A 20,468-nucleotide genomic window follows, 5' to 3' on the forward strand; every position below is an offset into this window, starting at 1 on the left:
GGCTACTTCTTCGCTTCGTCTTCGTCGATGATTTCAGCGTCGACGATGTCTTCGTCGGCTGCAGTCTTCTCGCCGGCCGGAGCGCCTTCAGCGCCGGCGCCCGGAGCGTCAGCTGCGGCTGCCTGCGAGTAGATGGCTTCGCCGAGCTTGGTCTGGGAAGCCTGCAGCTTCTCGAACGCAGTCTTGACGGCGGCGTCGTCGGTGCCTTCCAGCGCGGACTTGAGGGCGTCGACGTCGGCCTTGACCTCGGTCTTGACCTCTTCGGGCAGCTTGTCGTCGTTGTCGGCGATCAGCTTGTCCACGGAGTAGGCGAGCTGCTCGGCGGAGTTACGGGTGTCCGTAGCTTCGCGGCGGGCCTTGTCCTCTGCGGCGTGCTCCTCGGCTTCACGGACCATGCGGTCGATGTCTTCCTTGGACAGTGCAGTGCCACCGGTGATGGTCATGGACTGTTCCTTGCCGGTGCCCTTGTCCTTGGCGGACACGTGGACGATGCCGTTGGCGTCGATGTCGAAGGTGACCTCGACCTGCGGGACGCCACGCGGTGCCGGAGCGATGCCGGTCAGTTCGAAGGTGCCCAGCGGCTTGTTGTCGCGGGTGAATTCACGCTCACCCTGGAAGACCTGGATGGCCACGGACGGCTGGTTGTCGTCTGCGGTGGTGAAGGTCTCGGAACGCTTGGTGGGGATAGCCGTGTTGCGCTCGATGAGGTGCGTCATGACGCCACCCTTGGTTTCGATGCCGAGGGACAGCGGCGTGACGTCGATGAGGAGGACGTCTTTGCGCTCACCCTTCAGGACACCGGCCTGCAGTGCTGCACCGACGGCCACAACTTCGTCCGGGTTGACGCCCTTGTTGGGCTCCTTGCCGCCAGCGAGTTCCTTGACGAGCTCGGAGACAGCGGGCATACGGGTGGAACCACCCACGAGGACGATGTGGTCGATGTCCGAGACCTTGATGCCGGCTTCGGCGATGACGTCGTGGAACGGCTTCTTGGTGCGGTCCAGCAGGTCCTTGGTGAGGTCCTGGAACTTGGCACGGGTCAGCTGCTCGTCCAGGTGGACCGGGCCGTCGGGGGTGACGGACAGGTACTGGAGGGAGATGTTGGTGCTGGTGGAGGAGGACAGTTCTTTCTTGGCCTGCTCTGCAGCTTCGCGGAGACGCTGGAGGGCGATCTTGTCTTTGGAGAGATCGATGCCCTTGATCTTGAGCTGGTTCAGCAGCCACTCGACGACGCGGTTGTCCCAGTCGTCGCCACCGAGGCGGTTGTCGCCTGCGGTTGCGCGGACCTGGATGGTGGAGAAGTTGTCTTCGTCCTTGCCAACCTCGAGGAGGGAGACGTCGAAGGTACCGCCACCGAGGTCGAAGACCAGGATGAGTTCGTCTTCCTTGCCCTTGTCCAGACCGTAGGCCAGTGCAGCCGCGGTGGGCTCGTTGACGATGCGGAGGACGTTGAGGCCTGCGATTTCGCCGGCTTCCTTGGTGGACTGGCGCTCGGCGTCGTTGAAGTATGCCGGAACGGTGATCACGGCGTCGGTGACCTTTTCGCCCAGGTAGCTCTCGGCGTCGTTCTTGAGCTTCATAAGGATGCGCGCGGAGATTTCCTGCGGCGTGTACTTCTTGTCATCGATTGCGACGGACCAGTCGGTGCCCATGTGGCGCTTGACGGAAGTGATGGTGCGATCGATGTTGTTGACGGCCTGGCGCTTTGCGATTTCGCCAACCAGGACCTCGCCGGACTTCGAGAACGCAACGACCGACGGCGTGGTGCGGCCGCCTTCTGCGTTGGCGATGACGGTGGGCTCGCCACCTTCAAGGACAGAGACCACGGAGTTAGTGGTTCCGAGGTCGATACCTACTGCACGTGACATATCTTGTTTCCTTTCAATGGCCGATGTTGGAGATTGCCCCCGGCACCGGTCCGTTGGGCGGTTGGGTTATCGGGAGCCCACTCAACAATCGGCTAGTTGAGCGTTCTGCACTCAACTGTACTCAGCCTCGTTTCAATGTCAATCCAAAGTTGAGTGAGGTACGCTCAACTTTGTCTTTCGGGCCTAAATTTGCCCCGGAATCACGCGGTTCTGAGGGCTGGTTTCGCCCAGCGTGAACTGGCAGACTTACGCGATGGACTTCGCTGGATTCATGCCGCCGGATGCGTTCTGGGCTATGAACGACGAGCTGGAGGAGAGGGTCCGGCATGCTGCCGAGCGCCTCCCCCTGTTCCGGCTTGAGGATTGGGGCGGACCCTTGATGCTGGGTTCATGGCAGATGGACGCCAGTGAGGGTGGCGTAGTGCACGGGAACGCGTTTCCTGCGAATCCAGCCACTGACCCGCTACTGGAAGTGATCACAACTACGCGTGATCCCTTGGAGGTGGTGCGAAACCGGTGGCAGGCCATCGCCGGGCCGCCGAAGTCGCTGGAGGAGTTGCAGAGTCAATCCGCGACGTTCGCGGCACACACTACCGAGCACCTGAGCGCCATGGTGGACGGTGTTCCTGCGGATTTCACCCTCTGGAACGGAACCGACTACTGGTTCGCGGCGGGAGCTGCAGGCAGCTATGGAATCGTCATCGATGCGCGGGGCAACCGTAGCGATACGCAAGCCATGGACCTCAGGCGGATTCCCGACGTCGAGCCTTTACTCCAAGCCAGGCGCGCGGCGCTCAAGGCCGCCCGCGGCGAAGCGTGATGCCACGCAAACGGCCCGGCGTCACTCCGGCGGGCGGGCGACACGGATATCCGGGTGTCCCCCGCGAATTTGGGTGTCGGCAGGGGCTTGGGTGTCGGCAGGGTACCGGCCCAAGGGCGGCGGCTCCTGTTTGTACACCCACGCCACGAGCACCACGGAAATGATCATCAGCAGGAACCAGGCGAGGAGCTTATCGATCGAGACCGCCTGCCAGCCATTCAGCTGGTTGGGGTAGAGCCACGCGTGGGACCACGTGCCGATGTTCTCGGCGAACCAAATGAACAGCGCCACCAAAAGGAAGGACACCAGGATCGGCATCCGGAAGCGCTTACGGAACACGCGGAAATGCATCACACACCGCCCGTAGACAAGCACGACGGCGGCAAGCAGAACCCAGCGTGCGTCGAAGATGTAGTGGTGCGAGAAGAAATTGACGTAAATCCCGGCAGCCACAAGAGCCGTGATCCACCGCCATGGGTAGTGGTCGAAGTGGAGGTCAAAGAGCCGGAACACACGAACCATGTACGAGCCCACAGCCGCATACATGAACCCGCTGAACAATGGAACAGCACCGATCCGGAGGAAGCCCTCGGCCTCGTAAGACCACGAGCCCACGTCTGTCTTGAACAGCTCCATGACTGTTCCCACCGCATGGAACAGCAGGATCACCCGCAACTCGCGAAGCGTTTCAAGCTTGAAACTGATCATCAGGATCTGAATGACGACGGCAGCCATGGTCAGGAAGTCATTCCGCGCCAGGCCGGCGTCGTCCGGGTACCAGAGACGCGCCGCGATGATCACCGCGAGCAGGGCTGCACCGAAGACGCAGGCCCATGCCTGTTTCAGTCCGAACACCACGAACTCGGTAAGGCGCATGCGGAGTCGGCCACCGTGGGCGTGCTGCATGTCTGCATGCGTACGCTGCAGATAGCGGTGCGCGAGGTCGTCGATGGCTTGCTCCACCGAGGTCGAATTACGCATTCCCTGCCCTGCCCCTCGACTTGGACGGGGTGGTTTCCAGGTGGCTGAGGTAGTAGTCCTTGGGCCAGTGCCGGATCCGCCGCGGGATCCGGGGATAGACGCGTCCGAGCCACCGCATGGTCCGCTCGAAGCGGCGGTCATCGCGGGGAGTCCACTCCAAGCCGAAGCCCTCGCGCAGGTGGTCCGGAAGCAGGCCGGCGGTCAGGAAGCGGGCAAGTGGCATGGCCAGGCGCATGAGTGCAGGACCACCTGCCGGATACAGCAAGTCCCTGGCTATCTTGCGGGCTTTATCATCAGGCCTAAGCATGTCCACGTGCGAAGACCAATACCCTGCGAAGGCTGCACGGTCCGGCGGCCACATGTTAGCGGGAAGCTGTAATGCCGTCCCAATGCGTGCATAGTCGCGGTACATGCGCTCGGCGGTATCGTCGTCGAGCGGTCCATGCACTTGTTCGTAAACGGTGACGGCGGTGTCGTACAGGGTGGCGACAACCCAAAGCTGTGAACCGGGGTCGAAAGCGTTGTAGCCCTTTGTCGCATCGTCCGGGTTCCGGCGCACCGGTGCGTGGGCGCGGTTGACGGCGCGGCGAACCGCAGCAACTTGCTCGTCTGAACCGTAAACGATCGCATAAACGTATGTCAGGGTGGCCCGCAAACGATCCTGCGGCCGCTGGGCAAAGTCGCTATGGTCCGCGACGCCGTGCCCCACCCTCGGGTCAGCGATCTGAAGGAGGATGGCGCGCCCGGCACCGGCGAGCAAAATGCCCTCCGCGCCGATGTCAGCAAGCCCTCGAACCATCTTGATACTTTACCGTCTGCTCCTGGTCGCTGGTCCGATGGTCACAGGCCCGCCATGCCCTGGAGGACCAGCAGTTGGTGCTCGAAAAGTTCGTCGCGCGCGGCGAACGTATCCGGCCCATACTGGCCGAACACTTCAAAGCTCACAGCCCCGAAGACGGACGTCCACGCCAGCACGCCCCGAGCGAGCGCAGACTCGGGCACCGTGACCCCAAGTTCAGTCCGGATGTTCCGCATGTCTTCTGCCAGGGCCTGGTGGGATGACGACGGCGGGATTCACTTCCGCCTCCAGGGCGCCTGCGCGATGAGCTGCCTCAAAGATGCCCACGAGGCGATAGATGACACGTGTTCCGGGAACCGTGGTTCGCTCACCTGGTGCCTGATAGCCGGGAACCGGGCTGCCGAAAAGCAGGGCATAGCTGGCTGGTTCCTTGAGCGCCCACGCACGAACAGCCTTGCCCAAGGCGCGGAACCGGCCTGCGAAATCATCCTCGGGAACAGCCGCTACGGCTGCATCCACTTCGTCGCCGAGCTCGTTGTAGCCGTCGATGAGCAAGAGCGTGAGGAGTTCGTCCCGGCTTTCCACGTAGCGATAAACGGCCGAAGAAACGACGCCAAGGTCCCGGGCAACAGCCCGCAGCGACAGCCCCGCCGCACCGTGGACCGCGAGGTGCTCCCGGCCGAGGCGGACAATATCGGCGATTGTTTGAGCACGTGCACGCTCGCGGGGAGTCGGGGGCTTGGCTTTCGGCTGGGTTTTAGGGGCAGCTTCGGCGCCGGGCGCTATGGAGGACATGGAACCAGCTTGCCACAAGGGAGAGCACCATCAACAAATGAGAGCACTGCTCTTGACTTTGACGTTGCCGAGGTTCATTCTGAACTCAGAGAGCAGCGCTCTCTCATTCGATTGGACTTCGAGGAAAGAGATCAGCATGTACATCGTCACCGGAGCAGGACCCGTTGGTTGGACCGTCGCCGAACAACTCGCTGAGCAGGGGGAAGACGTTCGCATTCTGACCCGCTCCGGCAGCGGCCCGGACCATCCCCTCATTGAACGGATGCGCGTCGACGCCTCCGATCCCAAGCAAATAGGCCAAGCACTCAACGGTGCGGCCGCGGTCTTCCATTGCATCCACGGATCGGCATACCGGGCCGCAGCGTGGGCGGCCGAGCTACCGCAAGCCGAACAAGTGGTGATGGATGCAGCGGCAGACGCGGGCGCCGTCGTCGTATTTCCAGAGAGCCTCTATTCCTATAGCGAGCCGGACAGCGTGATGACTGAAGCGGGTCCTCGGGAAGCCTCAGGCGGCAAGCGCGGGGTCCGTACGCAACTGCTTAGGGCCCGCACTGCGCACAAAGCCAACACAGTCAGCGTCGTAGCCGGTGACTTCTTCGGCCCACTCGTGCGGACAGCGCATGCAGGCGAGCGGATGGTTCCGCTGGTCACGGAGGGAAAATCCGTCCAGGTGATTGGCAGCGCTCGGCAACCGCACTCGTTCACGTACGTCCCGGACCTCGCGGCGTCCATGATCGCGGCGGCCCGGAATCCGAGGCTCTGGAACACCGTGCTCCATGCTCCGACCGGCCCAGCCCTGACCCAAGGCGAACTTGCTGCGGCGTTCGCTGAGGCCGCCGGCGTTTCTGTTCCGAAGGTGAGTGCCGTTCCCGGGTGGGTGTTGAGGACGGCGGGTCTCTTTTCGACCGATATGCGGGAGCTTGCCGAGATGCTGTACCAATTCGAGCGGCCGTTCGTGATGGATTCCTCCCAAAGCCAGCGTCTCCTGGGCCTCGAACCGACGCCCCTCCCGGAAGCTGCCGCAGCAACAGTGGCGTGTTGGCGGGACGCTGTCCGGGAATTGAAGTAGGCAGCAGGTGACACAATGGTTTGAGACATCATCCGCAAGGAGTCACTTATGAAAAAGGTCAGCTACTCACCCGCGATTACCGCCGCCATGACGAAGAAGCGAGCAGCCATCCGTGTTCCTGCCGACGTTCTCGTCGAACAGGTGAGTGCCTCCATGGCCATTGAGGGACGGACGATTACCGCAAGACCTACCCTTAAGCACACGCGGGCATCCGCCGAAGCGGTTGCAAACATAGCCGCCAGATCCTTCGAGCGTAGAGAATCGCGCGGCGGCTCGAAGGAATGACCCCGAACTACGATCAAACACCGGTAGATCCCGAGGACGCCGTTGCATTCGTTGATGGCGTTTCATTTGCGACAAAACAAGAGGTCTACCAGGCCGAAGCCGAGGGAATTCTTGCCATCGAATCCGAGATGATGGAAGCCATCGCGGATGGCCGGATCACAGCGCTCGATCTATGTGACTATCAGACTCTGTTCGACCTGCATCGTGCTTGTTATTCAGATGTTTGGGCGTGGGCAGGAAAGATCCGCGACAAGGAAGTATCCATAGGTGTGCCCCCGGAGATGATCCGGCAGAGACTTCCTGAAGAATTGGGTACGATCGCCTATTGGGTCGAGAATGATATTGACCCGTTCTGGGCGGCAATGGCCGCTCATCATCGTTTGGTCATGATCCACCCTTTTGTGGACGGCAACGGTCGGGTCACGCGACTCTTCGCTGATCTCCTCTTATATAGCCTGACGTCGCAGTACACCTTTGACTGGGGACCAGCCATCGGCTTGCCGGACTATTTCAGCGCTTTGAGGGAGGCCGACCAAACGATGAATCCTGCGGGTCTCCTCAAAGTTGTCGGACTGGTCGATTTGGGAAACTAAAGCCGATCCAACACACACGAGCGTTCTGTTCGGAGCGGGCAACAAGGAATGGCCCGTAAATAACTCCGGCCAATCACCGGTCCTTCCATGCCGAAAGACGGCGGAGCATCCAGGAAGGTTATAACGACGTCCTGCAGCAGCGCGGTCCTCGCCAACCCAAAGAGATGCGCGATGCCGGGAGACGCCGCCAGCTGCGATGCGGGCACACCATAGAAGTCGCCGTTCACGTCTCCTCCCAGCAGCTGGAGGAACCGCACCGCATGCTCGAGCTTGACCATGTCGCAGTCACGCCCGCCGTGATCAACCTTGGGGCAGAGATTCCGCGGATTTCGTCCTCACTCCATCCGCTGGAGCCGCCGACTTTGTCCAACAGAACCTGCGGGTGCTCGAGGTCCGGATGCGGCGAAACAGCCAGATAGCGCTGCTCCATCGGGGTGCCGGCGATATGTCCACGGTCATTGAGGCCATAGCTTCGGCGTTTCCGCCGCGATCGCCGTCGGGCCGGAACGACACCGAGGAGACGACGAGTTTGCGGACAAGGTCCGGGGGCTGCAGCGATGTTGCTCCTAGAGCCGTGAATCAGGTAACCCCTCGGGCTGCCTGACGTCCGGGGTAGACCAGGAAGCCCTTGCGTGGAACGGGCGCAATGGCCACGCTCTTGGCGGCGTGTCCTATTTATTGATCCTGTTACTTACCGGTAGCGTTCGAGCAACTGCTGTGGAGGGGAAAAGTGGATATTACCGAACAAATTGCTGCTGCTTGGGACGCCGTGGAAAAATCAGGAGTCCCAGAGCATCTTCATGAAATAGCCTTCAAGGCCGCATTGAGCCTGCAAGGGGTTGCCCTGTCTTCCACCACGACAGCGCTACCTGCAGCCCCACCCCAAACCAACACTGCCCGCGGCCCTGAACCGGAAACCTCCGGCCGCCTGCCTGTCGTTCAAGAATCCAGCGATGACTTTTTCGGTAGATTTTCTCGGGAAACAGGCATTGATCGAGACTCACTTGAAGAGGTGTTCTATCTGCACGAGGGTCTGCCCGGACTGAACGTTCCAGCTAGGAAGCTTGGTCCCTCACGGTCAGTCCAGACAAGAGCTGTGACACTTGCTTTGACTGCGGCCTATCACTTTGGCCTAGATGAATCAGGCGACAGAGTAGCGGCGGTCCGAAAGGAGTGTGAGCGATTGAAGTGCTACGACCTTGCCAACTTTACACGCCATTTGGCATCGGCTAAAGGAGTGAACTTTGCCGGCCCGCCTAAGGCGAAGGTGCTCAAAACAAAACCAGACGCGATTAGCGAGTTGAAGGAATTGGTCGCGTCGATCCGCGGCACCCACGACTAGCGGGGGTCTACTTGAGGCTTGATTACGCCAAGGTAGAGAGCGGCTTTTCTGCATCGGGGATGCCCGAAGAGCTTGTGCGGGAGCTTTTGGACGCTTTCGTAGAGGCTAAACGACGCTTTCACCTCGGAGATTACATGCCGAACGCCGTGGCGGGTGGCCGCTTCTCAGAAGCTGTACTTCGGATTTTGGAATGGGAAACGACGAAAGGGTACATTGCACTTTCAGATCCAAAGTTCAAAGCTGAAACCATAATCAACAGACTGGCGGTCCTGCCGTCGGGTTCCGTTGCTGAGAGCGTCCGACTGCATATTCCTCGCGCCCTTCGAGTTATCTACGACATTCGAAACAAGCGCAACACGGCGCATCTATCGGACGGTATCGATCCGAATACACAAGATGCCTCGTTGGTCGTTTCAACAATGGGATGGGTACTTGCGGAACTAGTACGTCTCTATCATGCGATGAGCGCCGAGGAGGCTCAGGAAACGATTGAGGCGCTTGTTACACGTGAAGTTCCCATGATTCAGATTTTTGATGGTAAGCCACGCTTACTTAAGACGATCGGAACGAGCGATCACGTTCTCGTTCTGCTTTATTGGGCGGCTCCTGACACTGTCGCAAAGACAACCCTAGCCGACTGGCTCCCGCATTCTATGAGGGCAAATCTTGGCCGTACGTTGGCCGGCCTGCACCGCAAACATTTGGTCCATTACACTCCTTCCGGATCGCAGATAACGATGCTCGGGCAGCGGGAAGTGGAACTCAGGAACCTGATCGCGCCCCTTTAGCCACCTTGCCCTGCAGTCGTCGTGTGGTTCCCGGGTAGAGCGAAACGACTCACCGTTGGAGCTACTTTCAGACACTGTCTGCTCCAGCGGCATTTGCTGGCAACGTGGCGCTCGAAGGGGCGGGGAAGCACTGTTAAACTCATAACCGGGCAGAAACACCGCATCCTGCGAGAAAATGACTGATGGCGGGGGCAAACTGCAGAGCTGCATCGTCGAGTGTCCTGTCGATTATCCATCGCCAAACATGCCGAACTGGCGTTTAACTCCTTCCATACAATAGGTCCGGCGTCTATGCCTAGGCCCATCCCGGCGAGAACTCATTTGGCATTTCGTCCACGACAGGCACATCGGGACCAACCAGGGCAATTGAAGCTCGCTTTCGGTCACCACGCCGCGGCACGACTCGTCCCGCTCAAAGCCCGACTGGCCCACTCCTGCACAGATTGCAATCAAGGATCTCGCCTTCACAACGTGACTCGCATCCACGCGCCCACTTGCAGATTCAATCGAATGGAGTTACTCCTGATTCCCCAGTGACTACACGCAACAGCGGGAGTAACCTAGTCCCAGTTGCAATTCTGGTCACCTTTCGAGTTCTGGGTTCTGCCGTGGGCTATGTGCGTTCGTCGTTGACCGACCTCCTGGGGGTACTTTCCGACGCCGTCACTCCGCAGCGCGTAAGGTTCGACGACGGTTCCCCCGACGCCGTCGTTCCCACCCCTGACGCTCCCGTCACCGTCCATGCAGTCACGCTCAACCGCGTGGGAAGGTCCCGTCGCGATGGCCCGGTCCTGGACCTCGAACTCCGGGTGGCAGTGGAATGCCACGGCCCCCGAACAACTGGACAACATGGAGCAACTGCTCCTGGCCGTGGAACGCCACAGCCAATACTCGGTAGTATCCACCGGCGAATTCCGTCCCGAAGAGTACTCAGGCGCCATCCGGCAAGGGCTCGGGTTCCTGGTCCGAATCCCCGTGGCGCTGCGTTTCGAAGAGCCTTCCGGACCGCCCGTCCTTGAACCGCTCATTGCCAAGACCGGCGTTGCCCGCCGAATCCACGGACGGCTCGTTGACGTCCACAACAAAGGCATCCCCGACGCCTACATCCATGCCCATTCTTCCGCCACGGCAGTCGTCAGCGATGCGACCGGCCACTTCGAGGTCCTGGCCTCGGCGGATGAACTCCAGCACTTTGCCGTGGCAGTAAGCGGCACCGAAAAGGAAGTCTCGGCCAGCACCAGCAGCCTGCCGGTCATCATCCGGTGGGAGTAAATCCGCGGACACCCGCGGGCAGGAAAGGGAGCGCACCATGGCGAACTACCAGGCGCCAGGCGTCTATGTTCAGGAAGTGCCCAGCGGCGCACGCGCAATCGGGCAGGTCAACACCAGTATCGCAGCGTTCGTAGGCGTAGCCCCGGACCAGGACGCCTTGGTGGATGAACTCCGTGTGCTGGACAACTGGACCCAGTTCGTTGACCAATATGTCGGCAACGCGACAGCGGGCACACCGCTCTCCAACGCTGTTTACGGCTTCTTCTCAAACGGAGGAAGCCGTTGTTATGTGGTGAACATTGGGGCCAACGGCAGCCTCACGGGCACAGCCACCAAGCCCACAGGCCTCACGCTTTTCGAGGCCGTGGACGACATCTCCATGGTGGCTGCGCCGGGCTTCGCGGACGCTGAATCCTATGCGGCACTGGCGGCGCATGTGGAGCACCCGCTCCGCCAGGACCGCATGGCCATCATGGACACAGTGGAAAAAGTTGACGACGTCGGGGCGCTCACCAGGGCCGCGACGTCCGGCGTTCCGGTAGGTGCGCGGGATTCGGGCACGGCAGACGAGCGGTCGACGACGGATGAGGGGCCGGGTGGCGACGCCGGCTCAGGTGGTGGCAGCTCGGGTGGTGGCGGCTCGGGCGACGCCGACGAAGCTGAAGCCAGCGAAGCCGAAGACACGTCTGAACAACCTGCAGGCACAGAAGCCAGCGAAAGCACGCCGTCGTCTTCCTCCTCGGTTTCCTCAGATTCCCCCGACTGGCCCGACTCACCGCGACCCGCCGACGCAGGCAGCCGGGAGGGGGCAGCCATCGAAGCCAACGGCCAGCAGGACCTCGGCGCCCCGCAATCCCCCGGCGGCTATACGGCCCTGTATTTCCCGTGGATCGTGATGATCGATCCCGTGTCCGGGAAAAAGGTGACGCAGCCGCCGTCGGGCCATATTGCAGGCGTTTGGGCGCGCGTCGACGCGACCCGTGGCGTCCACAAGGCGCCAGCCAACGAGCCCATCCAAGGCGCGATCGATCTTGTGCGGCGCGTGAGCCGCGGGGAGCAGGAGGTCCTGAACCCCGCGGGCGTGAACTGTATCCGGTACTTCCCGGGCGAGGGCATCCGGATTTGGGGTGCCAGGACCAAGGCTCCGGAGGCGAGCGAATACCGGTATGTGAATGTGCGTCGCCTGACCAACATGATCAAGGAATCGGTGGCCGACGGGACTCGCTGGGTGGTGTTTGAGCCCAATGATCACACGCTGTGGAAGTCGATCCGGCGCGATATCGGGGCGTTTCTGACCAACGTGTGGCGGGACGGCGCCCTGCTCGGGACTACTCCTCAACAGGCATTTTTCGTGAAGTGCGACGAAGAAACCAACCCTCCAGAGGTCCGCGACGCCGGGCAAGTGGTCACGCTGATCGGGATCGCGCCCGTGAAACCGGCCGAGTTTGTGATCTTCAAGCTCATGCAGTCGGCGGACAACACCAGCGAGACAGAGAGCGCAGGAGCCTGACATGACAACAACACCTGCCGCCCAACCGGGCAACGTGGTGGATCCGTACCGGGCCTACAACTTCAAGCTCGTGATCCAAGGCGTAGTTCAGGGCCACTTCACCAAAGTGGAGGGCCTCGGCCTGAAAATCGACCGGATCCTCTACCGCTCAGGCGGCGAAAACAGCACAGTCCGCGTCATCCCCGGGCAAGTGGAGTACACCCCGGTGACTTTGAAGTACGGGCTCACGGACTCCACCGAGATGCTGCAGTGGCTCTTCAAAGCCGTGGACGGAAAGGTGGAACGCCGGAACGTCTCGATCGCCATGCTCAACGATGCCGGCTCCGTGGAAGTCCGCCGCTGGAACCTCCTGGGGGCCTGGCCATGCGACTGGTTCGGCGCACCCCTTGACGCACTGGGCAAGGACCTCGCCATCGAATCCCTCAGCATCGCATACGACCGCCTGGAGCTCGACGATGCCCGCGCTCCCGTCGCCTGAGCCTGGGTTTTCCTGGCGGCGGGTGGCTGCGAACCGGTTGCGGGCTGTGGCTGCGTGGCTGGATCGTGGGTCGGGCCGGGACCCGGGTTCTCCGGGTGTGGGTTCTCCGGCTGCGGGTGTTTCTGGAGGTGGCGTTTTGAGTGTGGGCGCGTTGGGGCCTTCGGCCGAGGACGCGGGCGTTTCGGAGCCTTCTTCGTGGGAAAGTTCGACGTCGGTGCGCGGCCTGAACGTGGAAGGCGCACCGGAGCATTGGGTCCAGTTACTGCGCGACGCCGGGTTGGTCCCTCCCTCCCCGCCGACCAACACCCCTTCGGTTGGGAGGCCCACACTGCGTGCCTGGGGACGCTCTTGGCGCGCAAAGCAGGCCCCACACCACACCCCCACGCTGCGACTTCGCCCTCATCGCTCGGAGACGCCGCCCGTTGCGGGGCCCGACATGCGCCCTTCAAACCAAGAACGGGACGCAGAGCAGGCCCCACAACACACCCCCACCCTGCACCTACACACGAATCACTCGGACGCACCCCCCGTCGTGGGGCCCCACCTGCGTGCTTCAAACCAAGAATCGAACGCAACGCAGGCCCCACAACACACACCCACGCTGCCCCTGCACACTAATCCATCGAAGACACCCCCCGGCGCGGGGCCCGACATGCGCCCTTCAAACCAAGAATCGAACGCAAAGCGGGCCCCACAACACACCCCCGCCCTGCACCTGCACACCGATCCATCGAAGACACCCCTCGTTGCAGGGCAAGATATGCACGAGTCAAACCAAGAACGGGACGCACAACAGGCCCCACAACACACCCCCACGCGGCGCCAACACACTAATCCATCGAAGACACCCCCCGTCGCCAGGCCCGACATACCTGCTTCAAACCAAGAATGGAACGCAGAGCAGGCCCCACAACACACCCCCACGCTGCCCCTGCACACGAGCCCATCGAAAACACCCCCCGTCGCCAGGCCCGACATACCTGCTTCAAACCAAGAATGGAACGCAGAGCAGGCCCCACAAAACACCCATACCCCGGCACCGGCCCTCAAGGGCAATTGGCCGGACCTTGCCTCGCGGCCCATTACAAGCGCCAACGAATCAAGCCCGGCAACCGCTCCGCTAACCCAGGCAATCGCCCGCCAAGCCCGCCTCACTGACGAACACTTGGCGGTCTGACATGGAACGTGTCGCCTTCCTGATCGAGGACACCGGGGAACACCTTGGCTGCCTCCTCAACCCGGAAACGGTGGTGATGCAGCGCTCGGCCGGAGTGGAGCCCCGGAGAAGTGCGGGCGGCAAACTCAGCGGCAGCGGACTGGCCGATGACCCCCTGCTTTTTACGGGAGGCGGCCACACCGAGTTGAGGCTGGACCTGCTCTTCGACGTCGACCTCGCGCCGGCGTCGCTCCATGTGCAGGACGTGCGGCAAATGACCAGGCCCATCTGGGCCCTCGCGGAGAACAGCGCGGAGGTTCAGCGCCAGCGGAGACCGCCGTCGGTCCGGTTTGTCTGGGGCCGCGCGTGGAATGTGCCGGGGATCGTGACCGAAGTGGCGGAGCGCTTTGACCGCTTCGCCCCGGACGGTTCACCGCTCAGATCCTGGATGCGGATGGTCTTCGTGCGCGTGGGCCAGTCTGCCGACGAAGAAGGCGGGGAGAACTACGAGCTCGCCCAGCGACTCCCTGCCGTGGATCTGACGGCCCCGCCCGTGGACACGCTGGCTGTCACGGGCGACGGCAGCACGGACAGGGACGCAGCAATGCCCGACGGCGGCGAGCTCCTTCCCGAGGTGCCGCCGGCTGAGTTGGGGCGACTTTCGGTTGAAGCATTCGGGACGCCCCTGCTCTGGAAGCTGCTCCTGGAGTACAACGACATTGACGACCCCGCTCACTTCAGCGGGCCGCTCGCCGTTCCGCCGGTTGGTGAAGCACCATGAGGCGTGAAGCATTATGAGGCAGGTCCAGGGCCTTCCCGAACTCATCGTCAGCCTGGGTAGACGACGACTGACAACCGCAGAAACAGCTGCAATCGTTTCGGTCCAGGTGCTGGGTTCTCTGGCGAGGCCAGCCCAGTGCCTCATCAGTTGGCGACCCGGCCCGGGGAGGACTGCCGCGGCCAGGGGTGGCGTGGATCCGGCCCCCGGTGATGCCCTGAGGGTTGAGCTCGGCGGCCATCGGACTCCGCTCTTCGTGGGTGAGGTGACCGTGGTGGAGTACAGCTACGAGGCCAACCTCGGACAAGAAATCCGCATCCGTGCCTACGATGCCCTCCATCGTCTGAGGAAGCGCCAATTCACCAGGCTGCACGAGGACGTGGATCTCGCAGGCCTGGCACGGAAACTTTGCGAGGGCACCGGACTGGACGTAGTGGGAGGCGGGGCAAAGCTGGGCCAGGTGTACCAGTGCGCCCGCACGGACCTGAGCCTCCTGGTGGAACAAAGTGCCCGGGTGGGCGCCTACCCTGTGGTCCACGACGGCGCCCTGAGGCTCACAGGACTCGACGGCGAAGGCGAACCCTTGGAGCTCACCCTCGGGGAGTCCCTGCATTCGGCAGAGATCGAGGTCAGCCAGGAACCCGCGTACGCGTCCGCAATGATCAACGGCTGGCGTGCGGAGGACGCCACAGTCCACCAGGCCGAAACGAGCAGCAGCGACGCGAAGGCCCGCGTCACAGCTGACCCGACGTTGGCCAGTGTGGGCGCGGGCGGCGAACTCCGGCGGGACAACGAGGTACTGGAATCCACCCAGGAGGCGGACGGATTGGCGCAGTCCGAGCTGGACGTCAGGATGGCCGGCCAGGTCACGGCGGTGTTCGTGGCCGAGGGCAATCCGCGGCTTAGGGCGGGTGGGCGCGTCAGGATCAAGGGGGTGGCGCCATCCATCGAGGGAACGTACCTGATCGCGAGCGCCTCCCACCGTTTGGACGGCACTGGCTACGAAACCACCCTGACCACCCGCCCGCCCAGCCCCGTCCCTGAACGACGACCGGACGTCTTTACGCTCGGGATCATCACTGACGTGGACGATCCCGAAGCCCGGGGGCGTGCCCGTGTGCAACTGCCGGCATACCCGGATCTCCAGACCGCGTGGGCTCCTGTGCTTACTGCGGCCGCCGGTTCCGGGAAGGGAATTGTCACCCCGCCAGCTCCGGGCGACCACGTCCTGGTGCTTCTTCCGGCCACGGATCCGGCCCAGGCCATCATCCTCGGCGGCCTGTACGGCAGCGAACAAACGCCCGACAACAACGTCAGCACACCACGGGAGAGCCGTTATACGTTCCGCAGTGCGGACGGCCAACAAATAGTGCTCGACGGCGGTGCGCGCACCGTGAGTTTCACGGACGGACATGGCTCGTCGGTGGAGCTGGGGCCGGACAAGCTTCGAATCACCGCTGCCACGGACCTGGTCCTGGAAGCTCCGGGTAAAGCCATGAGAATTCGCGCGAAATCAGTCGACTTTGAGGAGGCCTAAGCCATGAGGATCCTGGTCAAGGAGGCCATCCTGCGCTGTGGGCACGACGGCAAAGTGGAGAACGTATCGTCGCAGGAGTGGGTCCGCATCAAAAAGTCACCCATCCTGGTGGCGACGGATCCCCAAGACCGGGATATCAGCATGTGCCCGCATATTGGCATCAACATCAAACCGTGCAATAAAACCCTGCCGGTCACCAAGGGCTACTCAACCTTCATCAGAATCGGGGGCAAAGCCATCTGCCTGGACACTGTGGAGGGCTTCACCGACGGCACACCTCCGGGCGCAGTTAAATACAACGTGCGCCGGCCCCGGCCAAACGTTCGTGGGGTCGGGTTCATGAGAGAGGCACTGGCATGAGCGCCCCACGCTACACTTCGATTGCTTTCATCCATCCGGACTTCGACGCCGCGGCCGGTGTCCCGGGCCTGCGCATCACCCCGTCAGGCAGGCTGGCGACTGTGACGGATGCAGCCTCCATCCGCCAAGCCCTCCTCCTCCTGCTGAGCACCAGGCCCGGCGAGCGAGTTAACCGTCCGACGTACGGTTGCCACTTGTTCCGATTGGCGTTTGCTCCGGCCGACGACACCACGGCAGGCCTGGCTATCCACTACGTAGCCCGGGCCGTGGAGCAGTGGGAGCGGCGCATCACGGTCCTTTCCCTGGATGCGTCACGCTCGCCGGAGGATCCTGAAGTCCTCGAGGTACGGCTGAAATACCGTGTCCGCACCACCCAGCTTGAGGACGAGATCGCCATCGCCCTGCCCGTGGAATCCGGCGGTGCAGCATGAGTCTTCCCGTGCCCAACCTGGATGACCGCAGCTTCGCGGACCTCGTGGCCGGTGCCCGGGAACGCATCCAGCAAATCGCCCCTGAGTGGACGGACCTCTCCGTCCACGATCCCGGCATCACCATCGTCGAGGCCTTTGCCTACCTCACGGACACGCTCATGTACCGGCTCAACCGCGTGCCGGACAAGCTCTACGCCGTCTACTTGAATCTCCTCGGCACGTCCCTGTACCCGCCGAGCACTGCCGAAACGATGCTGGAATTCAGCCGCTCATCCGCGTCAGGTACAGGCACCGATCAGGAAATCCGCATCCCCAGAGGTACACAGGTCAGCTGCCCGCCAGGGGTTCCTGGTTCACCCCAGCCGGTATTTACGACGACGGCGGCAGCCACTTTGGCTCCCGGCGAGACCAGCGTGCTGGTTCCCGCAGCCGATGTCACCATGTATGACGCGGTACCGATTGGTACCGGGACCGGCAGGCCGGGCCAGAGCTTCGTGATCCCGAACGCGCCGATCGTCTCGGGCGCTGGGCTGGCGGTCGCCGTCGAAGTTCCAGCGGGGACGCGGCTGAGCAGTGGCGAGGCTGTCCTGGTGGACGGAAAGCCGTTCCGGTATTGCAAGGAAGTGGAGGCGTTTGCTGACGCAAGGCCGGGTGAGATGCCGGTGCGGATTGATCGAAGTGCCGGCGTCGCGATGTTCGCGTGGTGGGACGACGAGTCCAAGGGGCGGACGGAATCCGGGCAGGGCCCGTTGGTACCAGGGCCGGGCGCCGAGGTTCGCGCCTGGTACCGCAGCGGTGGCGGTTCGGGCGGCAACGTGGGAGCGGGTCAGCTCACAGTGTTGCGTTCCCCTGTTCCAGGTGCCAAGGTCACTAATCCTGAACCAGCCACCGGGGGCCGCGATGGCGAGTCCTTGGAGAACGCCCTGAGGCGCGCACCCCAGGATTTTCAAGCCCGCGACCGCGCAGTCACCGTCAGGGACTACGAGGTCCTGGCACGTCGCCACGGCGGGGTGGGCCGGGCGAGGGCGTTCACGAGGAAGGATCTGTGGGCGTTTGCCAGGCCCGGCGAAGTGGAAATTGTGTTGGTGCCATTCGTTCCCGGCGGCAGGGCGGGGGCGGCCCAACCATTACGCGCAGCGGACCTTGCGTCACATGCACGCGACGAAGTGCGGACTGAAGTGGAACAATATCTCCGCAGGCGGTCCACGGTTGGCGCCGAGCCTGTAGTGCGCTGGGGCCTCTACAAACAGGTGCTGGTGGATGCGCGGATCGTTGTTCGTCCCGATGAGGACGCCGAGGCCGTGAAATCCAGGATCGTGGGCCGCCTGTCTGAAGGGATCAGTCCGCTGAGCCCGGATTCGTCCAGTTACGGATTCGGCTTTGGGAAGCCACTGCGTGTCTCCAATCTGTACCGCGCCATGGAGGAGGCCGAGCCTGGCGTTCAGTACGTGGACCGGGTCAGGCTGGAAGTGGACAAAGTTCCGGACAGTGATGCCGTGTCCTTGGTCCAGGCTGAAGGCCAGGACAAGACGTGGTTCGTGGCCCAAGGCGGCACCCTGTTCCGCACTACCAACGCCGCAGACGGCTGGGAAGCCTGTGCGGATTTTGGCGACGACGGCGACCAGGCGGAAGAAACCGTCCGCGCTATCGCTCCCTTCCGTTCCCCCGCACCTGGCCGGGTGGGTCCGGAGCGGCATCCGGGCATGGTGGCCGTCAGCACGGTGACCGGCACAGGTTCCCGCATTTACATCAGCGAGGACCTCGGCGAATCCTGGCGCAAAGCAGCCGAGCTGGGGTTCGTCGTCGCCGATTTGTGTTGGGTGGACCGTCAAGGTGAGCCGTTGCTGTTGCTTGCCGGCGAACGCGGACTGTACGAACTTTCCATGAGCCAAGGGGCAATCCCCGTGCAGAACGTGGTGGATACGTCCCAGCCGGATCGTGGCTTTTACGCAGTGGACGCCTTGGTGGACGTCCGCGGGCGAACAGGTGTTGTGGTGGCTGCGGAGGCCTCGGAAGGCGTCTGGCTCTCCCCCGACGCCGGTACCGCGGACAGCTTCAAGCAGGTCAAGGCCGCCGGCGAGGACATCCGCTGCATGACCATCCAGTACGACGGCGGTGCGAGCTATGTGTGGCTCGGCCGCGCAGTGCCGGAAGGGACCGGGACGGGATGCCTGCGGCTGAAGATCGATGAGCTGGGCCGTACCGATTTCGATGAGGCGTTCATGAATTCATGGGAGCAGTTCAGCACTGGCTGGACCGGGGGAAGTTGCTGGGGTGTCCACGTGATGGGCGACGCTGCCTATGCCGCTACCCAGAGCGGCGGTGTGTTGCGACTGCAACTGGGCCAGGCGTCGGCGCAGTGGAGCGTGCCGGACGTCAACTGCAATCTGCCGTTGAGGGACCGCACCCGCTTCGAGCCGGTCAAATCCGTGTCCGGGGCAATCCTTGACGGCAAACCCTTGGTCCTCGCTGCCGGTCCCAAAGGCGTGTACCGCAGCACTGACAACACCGTGAAATGGGAGAGTTGCACACGGCGCGTGGTGGACGACGTCGTGACGCTGCCCGACACCTGGCTGTTCTGCTCGGGTGACCACAGGATCGAGGTGGTCCATGGCAATGGCTGAGCCCGTGCGGCCATCCGGGTCCAAGCTGCTGAAGGTCCTGCCGGAAGTTTTCCAGGTGGCCGCCGATACCAGCTCTCCCCTGCAGGCCCTGCTTGCCGTGGCCGAGGACATGCATGAGCCCGTCCGGCAGCTTCTGGACCGCATCCATACCGTTCCCGATCCCGGCCGCGCGCCGTCGTCGTTGATTCCTTTTCTCTCGCGCTGGGTAGATCTGGACTGGCTGACGCTGCCCGGTCCGGAGGCCGGCGCTGGATCCGGGAGCATTCCGGCGACCAGCGCAATTCCCATATCGCGGCAACGGGACCTCATCGCAGCTGCGGCGCAGCTCTCTGCCCGCCGCGGCACTGTGGACGGGCTCACCCGCTTCCTGCACCTGGCCACCGGGGTGCCCGGGTTCGACGTCGAATCCGTGCCCGGCGCCTTCCATATAAGGGTGCTGGTGCCTGCGGAAGCGGGTGGGCAGCTGGAGTTGATCCGCAGAATCGTCAAAGGCATGAAGCCCGCGCACGTGACGGATGAGGTTCAGGTGCGGGGGATGAACGGTGACGACGCATGAATAAGGAGAACCGCACGCCGATTCTTGTGGTGGTCGCTTGTGGAGTGATCGCGCTGTTGGTGCTGGTGTTCGGCGTCAGCTGCGGTGGCGGAAACAACGATGCTGCACGGGACTGGCAGGGCGGATTCTCCGACGCGGCCGCGGGCGCGCAACTCACCTCGGCAGACCTGTCTGCCCAAGGCGGTTCGTGTTCGGCGTCCGATACCCAGCTGGTGGTTACGGGTGCGTGCGTGTTCGATGTGAAGGAATTCGGTGGAGGCCCTGTTCTATTTCGGACCTCCCACCAAGCGGGCAAGGCTCGCCCCGCAGCAGGCGGTCACCGTCTCGCTGTTGGTGCAGGGCACGCGCGCTGAGCAGAATTCAGGCCCAGGGAAAACCGTGGACCTGACCTTCGGGACCTCCGGCGGACAGCTGGGAATCGTCTGT

Annotated in this window: 20 protein-coding genes and 1 pseudogene; 16 read left to right on the forward strand and 5 right to left on the reverse strand. The window is 62.8% G+C overall.

The window, feature by feature from the left end:
• Positions 1-2: 2 nt before the first annotated feature.
• Entirely contained in the window at positions 3-1,868 is a 1,866-nt protein-coding gene (gene dnaK / locus LDP01_RS11310) for a molecular chaperone DnaK (protein ID WP_224089174.1), read from the reverse strand.
• Positions 1,869-2,121: 253 nt separating this feature from the next.
• On the opposite strand from dnaK, the gene LDP01_RS11315 reads away from it, so the two are divergent.
• On the forward strand, positions 2,122-2,688 hold the full coding sequence (locus tag LDP01_RS11315) for a hypothetical protein (protein ID WP_224089175.1): 567 nt from the start codon (positions 2,122-2,124) through the stop codon (positions 2,686-2,688).
• 21 nt (positions 2,689-2,709) lie between these two features.
• On the opposite strand, the gene LDP01_RS11320 is transcribed toward LDP01_RS11315, so the two are convergent.
• The 3 genes and pseudogenes from LDP01_RS11320 to LDP01_RS11330 all read right to left on the reverse strand — a co-directional run bounded on the left by LDP01_RS11320 (position 2,710) and on the right by LDP01_RS11330 (position 5,263).
• Positions 2,710-3,669 (reverse strand): DUF817 domain-containing protein, encoded by a 960-nt coding sequence (locus LDP01_RS11320; RefSeq protein ID WP_224089176.1) that lies wholly within the window; start codon positions 3,667-3,669, stop codon positions 2,710-2,712.
• Positions 3,662-4,468: an oxygenase MpaB family protein gene (locus LDP01_RS11325; protein WP_224089180.1), complete on the reverse strand. Its 807-nt coding sequence runs from the start codon at positions 4,466-4,468 to the stop codon at positions 3,662-3,664. Before LDP01_RS11325 ends, LDP01_RS11320 begins: the two co-directional genes overlap by 8 nt.
• Before the next feature lie 41 nt (positions 4,469-4,509).
• Positions 4,510-5,263, reverse strand: a pseudogene (locus LDP01_RS11330) (TetR/AcrR family transcriptional regulator).
• 136 nt (positions 5,264-5,399) lie between these two features.
• On the opposite strand from LDP01_RS11330, the gene LDP01_RS11335 reads away from it, so the two are divergent.
• From LDP01_RS11335 to LDP01_RS11345, 3 genes are read left to right on the forward strand one after another with little or no spacing between them, the layout of a single operon-like run.
• Positions 5,400-6,332: an NAD-dependent epimerase/dehydratase family protein gene (locus LDP01_RS11335; protein WP_224089183.1), complete on the forward strand. Its 933-nt coding sequence runs from the start codon at positions 5,400-5,402 to the stop codon at positions 6,330-6,332.
• A gap of 48 nt (positions 6,333-6,380) precedes the next feature.
• Positions 6,381-6,617, forward strand: coding sequence for a hypothetical protein (locus LDP01_RS11340; protein ID WP_224089186.1), 237 nt, complete (start codon positions 6,381-6,383; stop codon positions 6,615-6,617).
• Entirely contained in the window at positions 6,614-7,210 is a 597-nt protein-coding gene (locus tag LDP01_RS11345; protein WP_224089191.1) for a Fic family protein, read from the forward strand. The genes LDP01_RS11340 and LDP01_RS11345 overlap by 4 nt, the downstream gene beginning before the upstream one ends.
• On the opposite strand, the gene LDP01_RS11350 is transcribed toward LDP01_RS11345, so the two are convergent.
• Positions 7,207-7,488: a hypothetical protein gene (locus LDP01_RS11350; RefSeq protein WP_224089193.1), complete on the reverse strand. Its 282-nt coding sequence runs from the start codon at positions 7,486-7,488 to the stop codon at positions 7,207-7,209. The genes LDP01_RS11345 and LDP01_RS11350 overlap by 4 nt on opposite strands.
• A gap of 452 nt (positions 7,489-7,940) precedes the next feature.
• Between LDP01_RS11350 and LDP01_RS11355 the strand changes: the two genes are divergently transcribed.
• The 12 genes from LDP01_RS11355 (at position 7,941) to LDP01_RS11410 (ending at position 20,395) form a co-directional block, all read left to right on the forward strand.
• Positions 7,941-8,552, forward strand: a complete 612-nt coding sequence (locus LDP01_RS11355) for a hypothetical protein (RefSeq protein WP_224089195.1) — start codon at positions 7,941-7,943, stop codon at positions 8,550-8,552.
• Positions 8,553-8,563: 11 nt separating this feature from the next.
• Positions 8,564-9,340: a hypothetical protein gene (locus LDP01_RS11360; protein ID WP_224089197.1), complete on the forward strand. Its 777-nt coding sequence runs from the start codon at positions 8,564-8,566 to the stop codon at positions 9,338-9,340.
• 741 nt (positions 9,341-10,081) lie between these two features.
• On the forward strand, positions 10,082-10,612 hold the full coding sequence (locus LDP01_RS11365) for a hypothetical protein (protein ID WP_224089199.1): 531 nt from the start codon (positions 10,082-10,084) through the stop codon (positions 10,610-10,612).
• Positions 10,613-10,649: 37 nt separating this feature from the next.
• Complete coding sequence (locus LDP01_RS11370; RefSeq protein ID WP_224089200.1) at positions 10,650-12,122, forward strand: phage tail sheath family protein; 1,473 nt, start codon at positions 10,650-10,652, stop codon at positions 12,120-12,122.
• A 1-nt stretch (position 12,123) separates the two neighbouring features.
• Positions 12,124-12,600 carry a phage tail protein gene (locus LDP01_RS11375; protein ID WP_224089202.1) on the forward strand — a complete coding sequence of 159 codons (477 nt, stop codon included), beginning with the start codon at positions 12,124-12,126 and terminating at the stop codon, positions 12,598-12,600.
• A gap of 1,178 nt (positions 12,601-13,778) precedes the next feature.
• On the forward strand, positions 13,779-14,537 hold the full coding sequence (locus tag LDP01_RS11380; RefSeq protein WP_224089204.1) for a CIS tube protein: 759 nt from the start codon (positions 13,779-13,781) through the stop codon (positions 14,535-14,537).
• Between the two features lie 13 nt (positions 14,538-14,550).
• Entirely contained in the window at positions 14,551-16,071 is a 1,521-nt protein-coding gene (locus tag LDP01_RS11385; RefSeq protein WP_224089206.1) for a phage baseplate assembly protein V, read from the forward strand.
• 3 nt (positions 16,072-16,074) lie between these two features.
• Positions 16,075-16,431, forward strand: coding sequence for a hypothetical protein (locus LDP01_RS11390; protein ID WP_224089209.1), 357 nt, complete (start codon positions 16,075-16,077; stop codon positions 16,429-16,431).
• Positions 16,428-16,862 (forward strand): GPW/gp25 family protein, encoded by a 435-nt coding sequence (locus LDP01_RS11395; RefSeq protein ID WP_224089213.1) that lies wholly within the window; start codon positions 16,428-16,430, stop codon positions 16,860-16,862. Before LDP01_RS11390 ends, LDP01_RS11395 begins: the two co-directional genes overlap by 4 nt.
• Complete coding sequence (locus LDP01_RS11400; protein WP_224089215.1) at positions 16,859-19,486, forward strand: baseplate J/gp47 family protein; 2,628 nt, start codon at positions 16,859-16,861, stop codon at positions 19,484-19,486. Before LDP01_RS11395 ends, LDP01_RS11400 begins: the two co-directional genes overlap by 4 nt.
• Positions 19,479-20,042: a phage tail protein gene (locus LDP01_RS11405; protein ID WP_224089217.1), complete on the forward strand. Its 564-nt coding sequence runs from the start codon at positions 19,479-19,481 to the stop codon at positions 20,040-20,042. Before LDP01_RS11400 ends, LDP01_RS11405 begins: the two co-directional genes overlap by 8 nt.
• Positions 20,039-20,395, forward strand: coding sequence for a hypothetical protein (locus LDP01_RS11410; protein WP_224089219.1), 357 nt, complete (start codon positions 20,039-20,041; stop codon positions 20,393-20,395). The genes LDP01_RS11405 and LDP01_RS11410 overlap by 4 nt, the downstream gene beginning before the upstream one ends.
• The last annotated feature ends 73 nt before the right edge of the window (positions 20,396-20,468 follow it).

Source organism: Arthrobacter sp. StoSoilB13 (assembly GCF_019977255.1).
Classification (GTDB): domain Bacteria; phylum Actinomycetota; class Actinomycetes; order Actinomycetales; family Micrococcaceae; genus Arthrobacter.

Coding starts and splice junctions, on each gene's coding strand:
- LDP01_RS11390 (WP_224089209.1), top strand. CDS start 16,075: ATGAGGATCCTGGTCAAGGAGGCCATCCTGCGCTGTGGGCACGACGGC.
- LDP01_RS11395 (WP_224089213.1), top strand. CDS start 16,428: ATGAGCGCCCCACGCTACACTTCGATTGCTTTCATCCATCCGGACTTC.
- LDP01_RS11375 (WP_224089202.1), top strand. CDS start 12,124: ATGACAACAACACCTGCCGCCCAACCGGGCAACGTGGTGGATCCGTAC.
- LDP01_RS11315 (WP_224089175.1), top strand. CDS start 2,122: ATGGACTTCGCTGGATTCATGCCGCCGGATGCGTTCTGGGCTATGAAC.
- LDP01_RS11410 (WP_224089219.1), top strand. CDS start 20,039: ATGAATAAGGAGAACCGCACGCCGATTCTTGTGGTGGTCGCTTGTGGA.
- LDP01_RS11325 (WP_224089180.1), bottom strand. CDS start 4,468: ATGGTTCGAGGGCTTGCTGACATCGGCGCGGAGGGCATTTTGCTCGCC.
- LDP01_RS11380 (WP_224089204.1), top strand. CDS start 13,779: ATGGAACGTGTCGCCTTCCTGATCGAGGACACCGGGGAACACCTTGGC.
- LDP01_RS11335 (WP_224089183.1), top strand. CDS start 5,400: ATGTACATCGTCACCGGAGCAGGACCCGTTGGTTGGACCGTCGCCGAA.
- LDP01_RS11320 (WP_224089176.1), bottom strand. CDS start 3,669: ATGCGTAATTCGACCTCGGTGGAGCAAGCCATCGACGACCTCGCGCAC.
- LDP01_RS11340 (WP_224089186.1), top strand. CDS start 6,381: ATGAAAAAGGTCAGCTACTCACCCGCGATTACCGCCGCCATGACGAAG.
- LDP01_RS11385 (WP_224089206.1), top strand. CDS start 14,551: ATGAGGCAGGTCCAGGGCCTTCCCGAACTCATCGTCAGCCTGGGTAGA.
- LDP01_RS11345 (WP_224089191.1), top strand. CDS start 6,614: ATGACCCCGAACTACGATCAAACACCGGTAGATCCCGAGGACGCCGTT.
- LDP01_RS11370 (WP_224089200.1), top strand. CDS start 10,650: ATGGCGAACTACCAGGCGCCAGGCGTCTATGTTCAGGAAGTGCCCAGC.
- LDP01_RS11350 (WP_224089193.1), bottom strand. CDS start 7,488: ATGGTCAAGCTCGAGCATGCGGTGCGGTTCCTCCAGCTGCTGGGAGGA.
- LDP01_RS11365 (WP_224089199.1), top strand. CDS start 10,082: ATGCAGTCACGCTCAACCGCGTGGGAAGGTCCCGTCGCGATGGCCCGG.
- LDP01_RS11400 (WP_224089215.1), top strand. CDS start 16,859: ATGAGTCTTCCCGTGCCCAACCTGGATGACCGCAGCTTCGCGGACCTC.
- LDP01_RS11405 (WP_224089217.1), top strand. CDS start 19,479: ATGGCTGAGCCCGTGCGGCCATCCGGGTCCAAGCTGCTGAAGGTCCTG.
- dnaK (WP_224089174.1), bottom strand. CDS start 1,868: ATGTCACGTGCAGTAGGTATCGACCTCGGAACCACTAACTCCGTGGTC.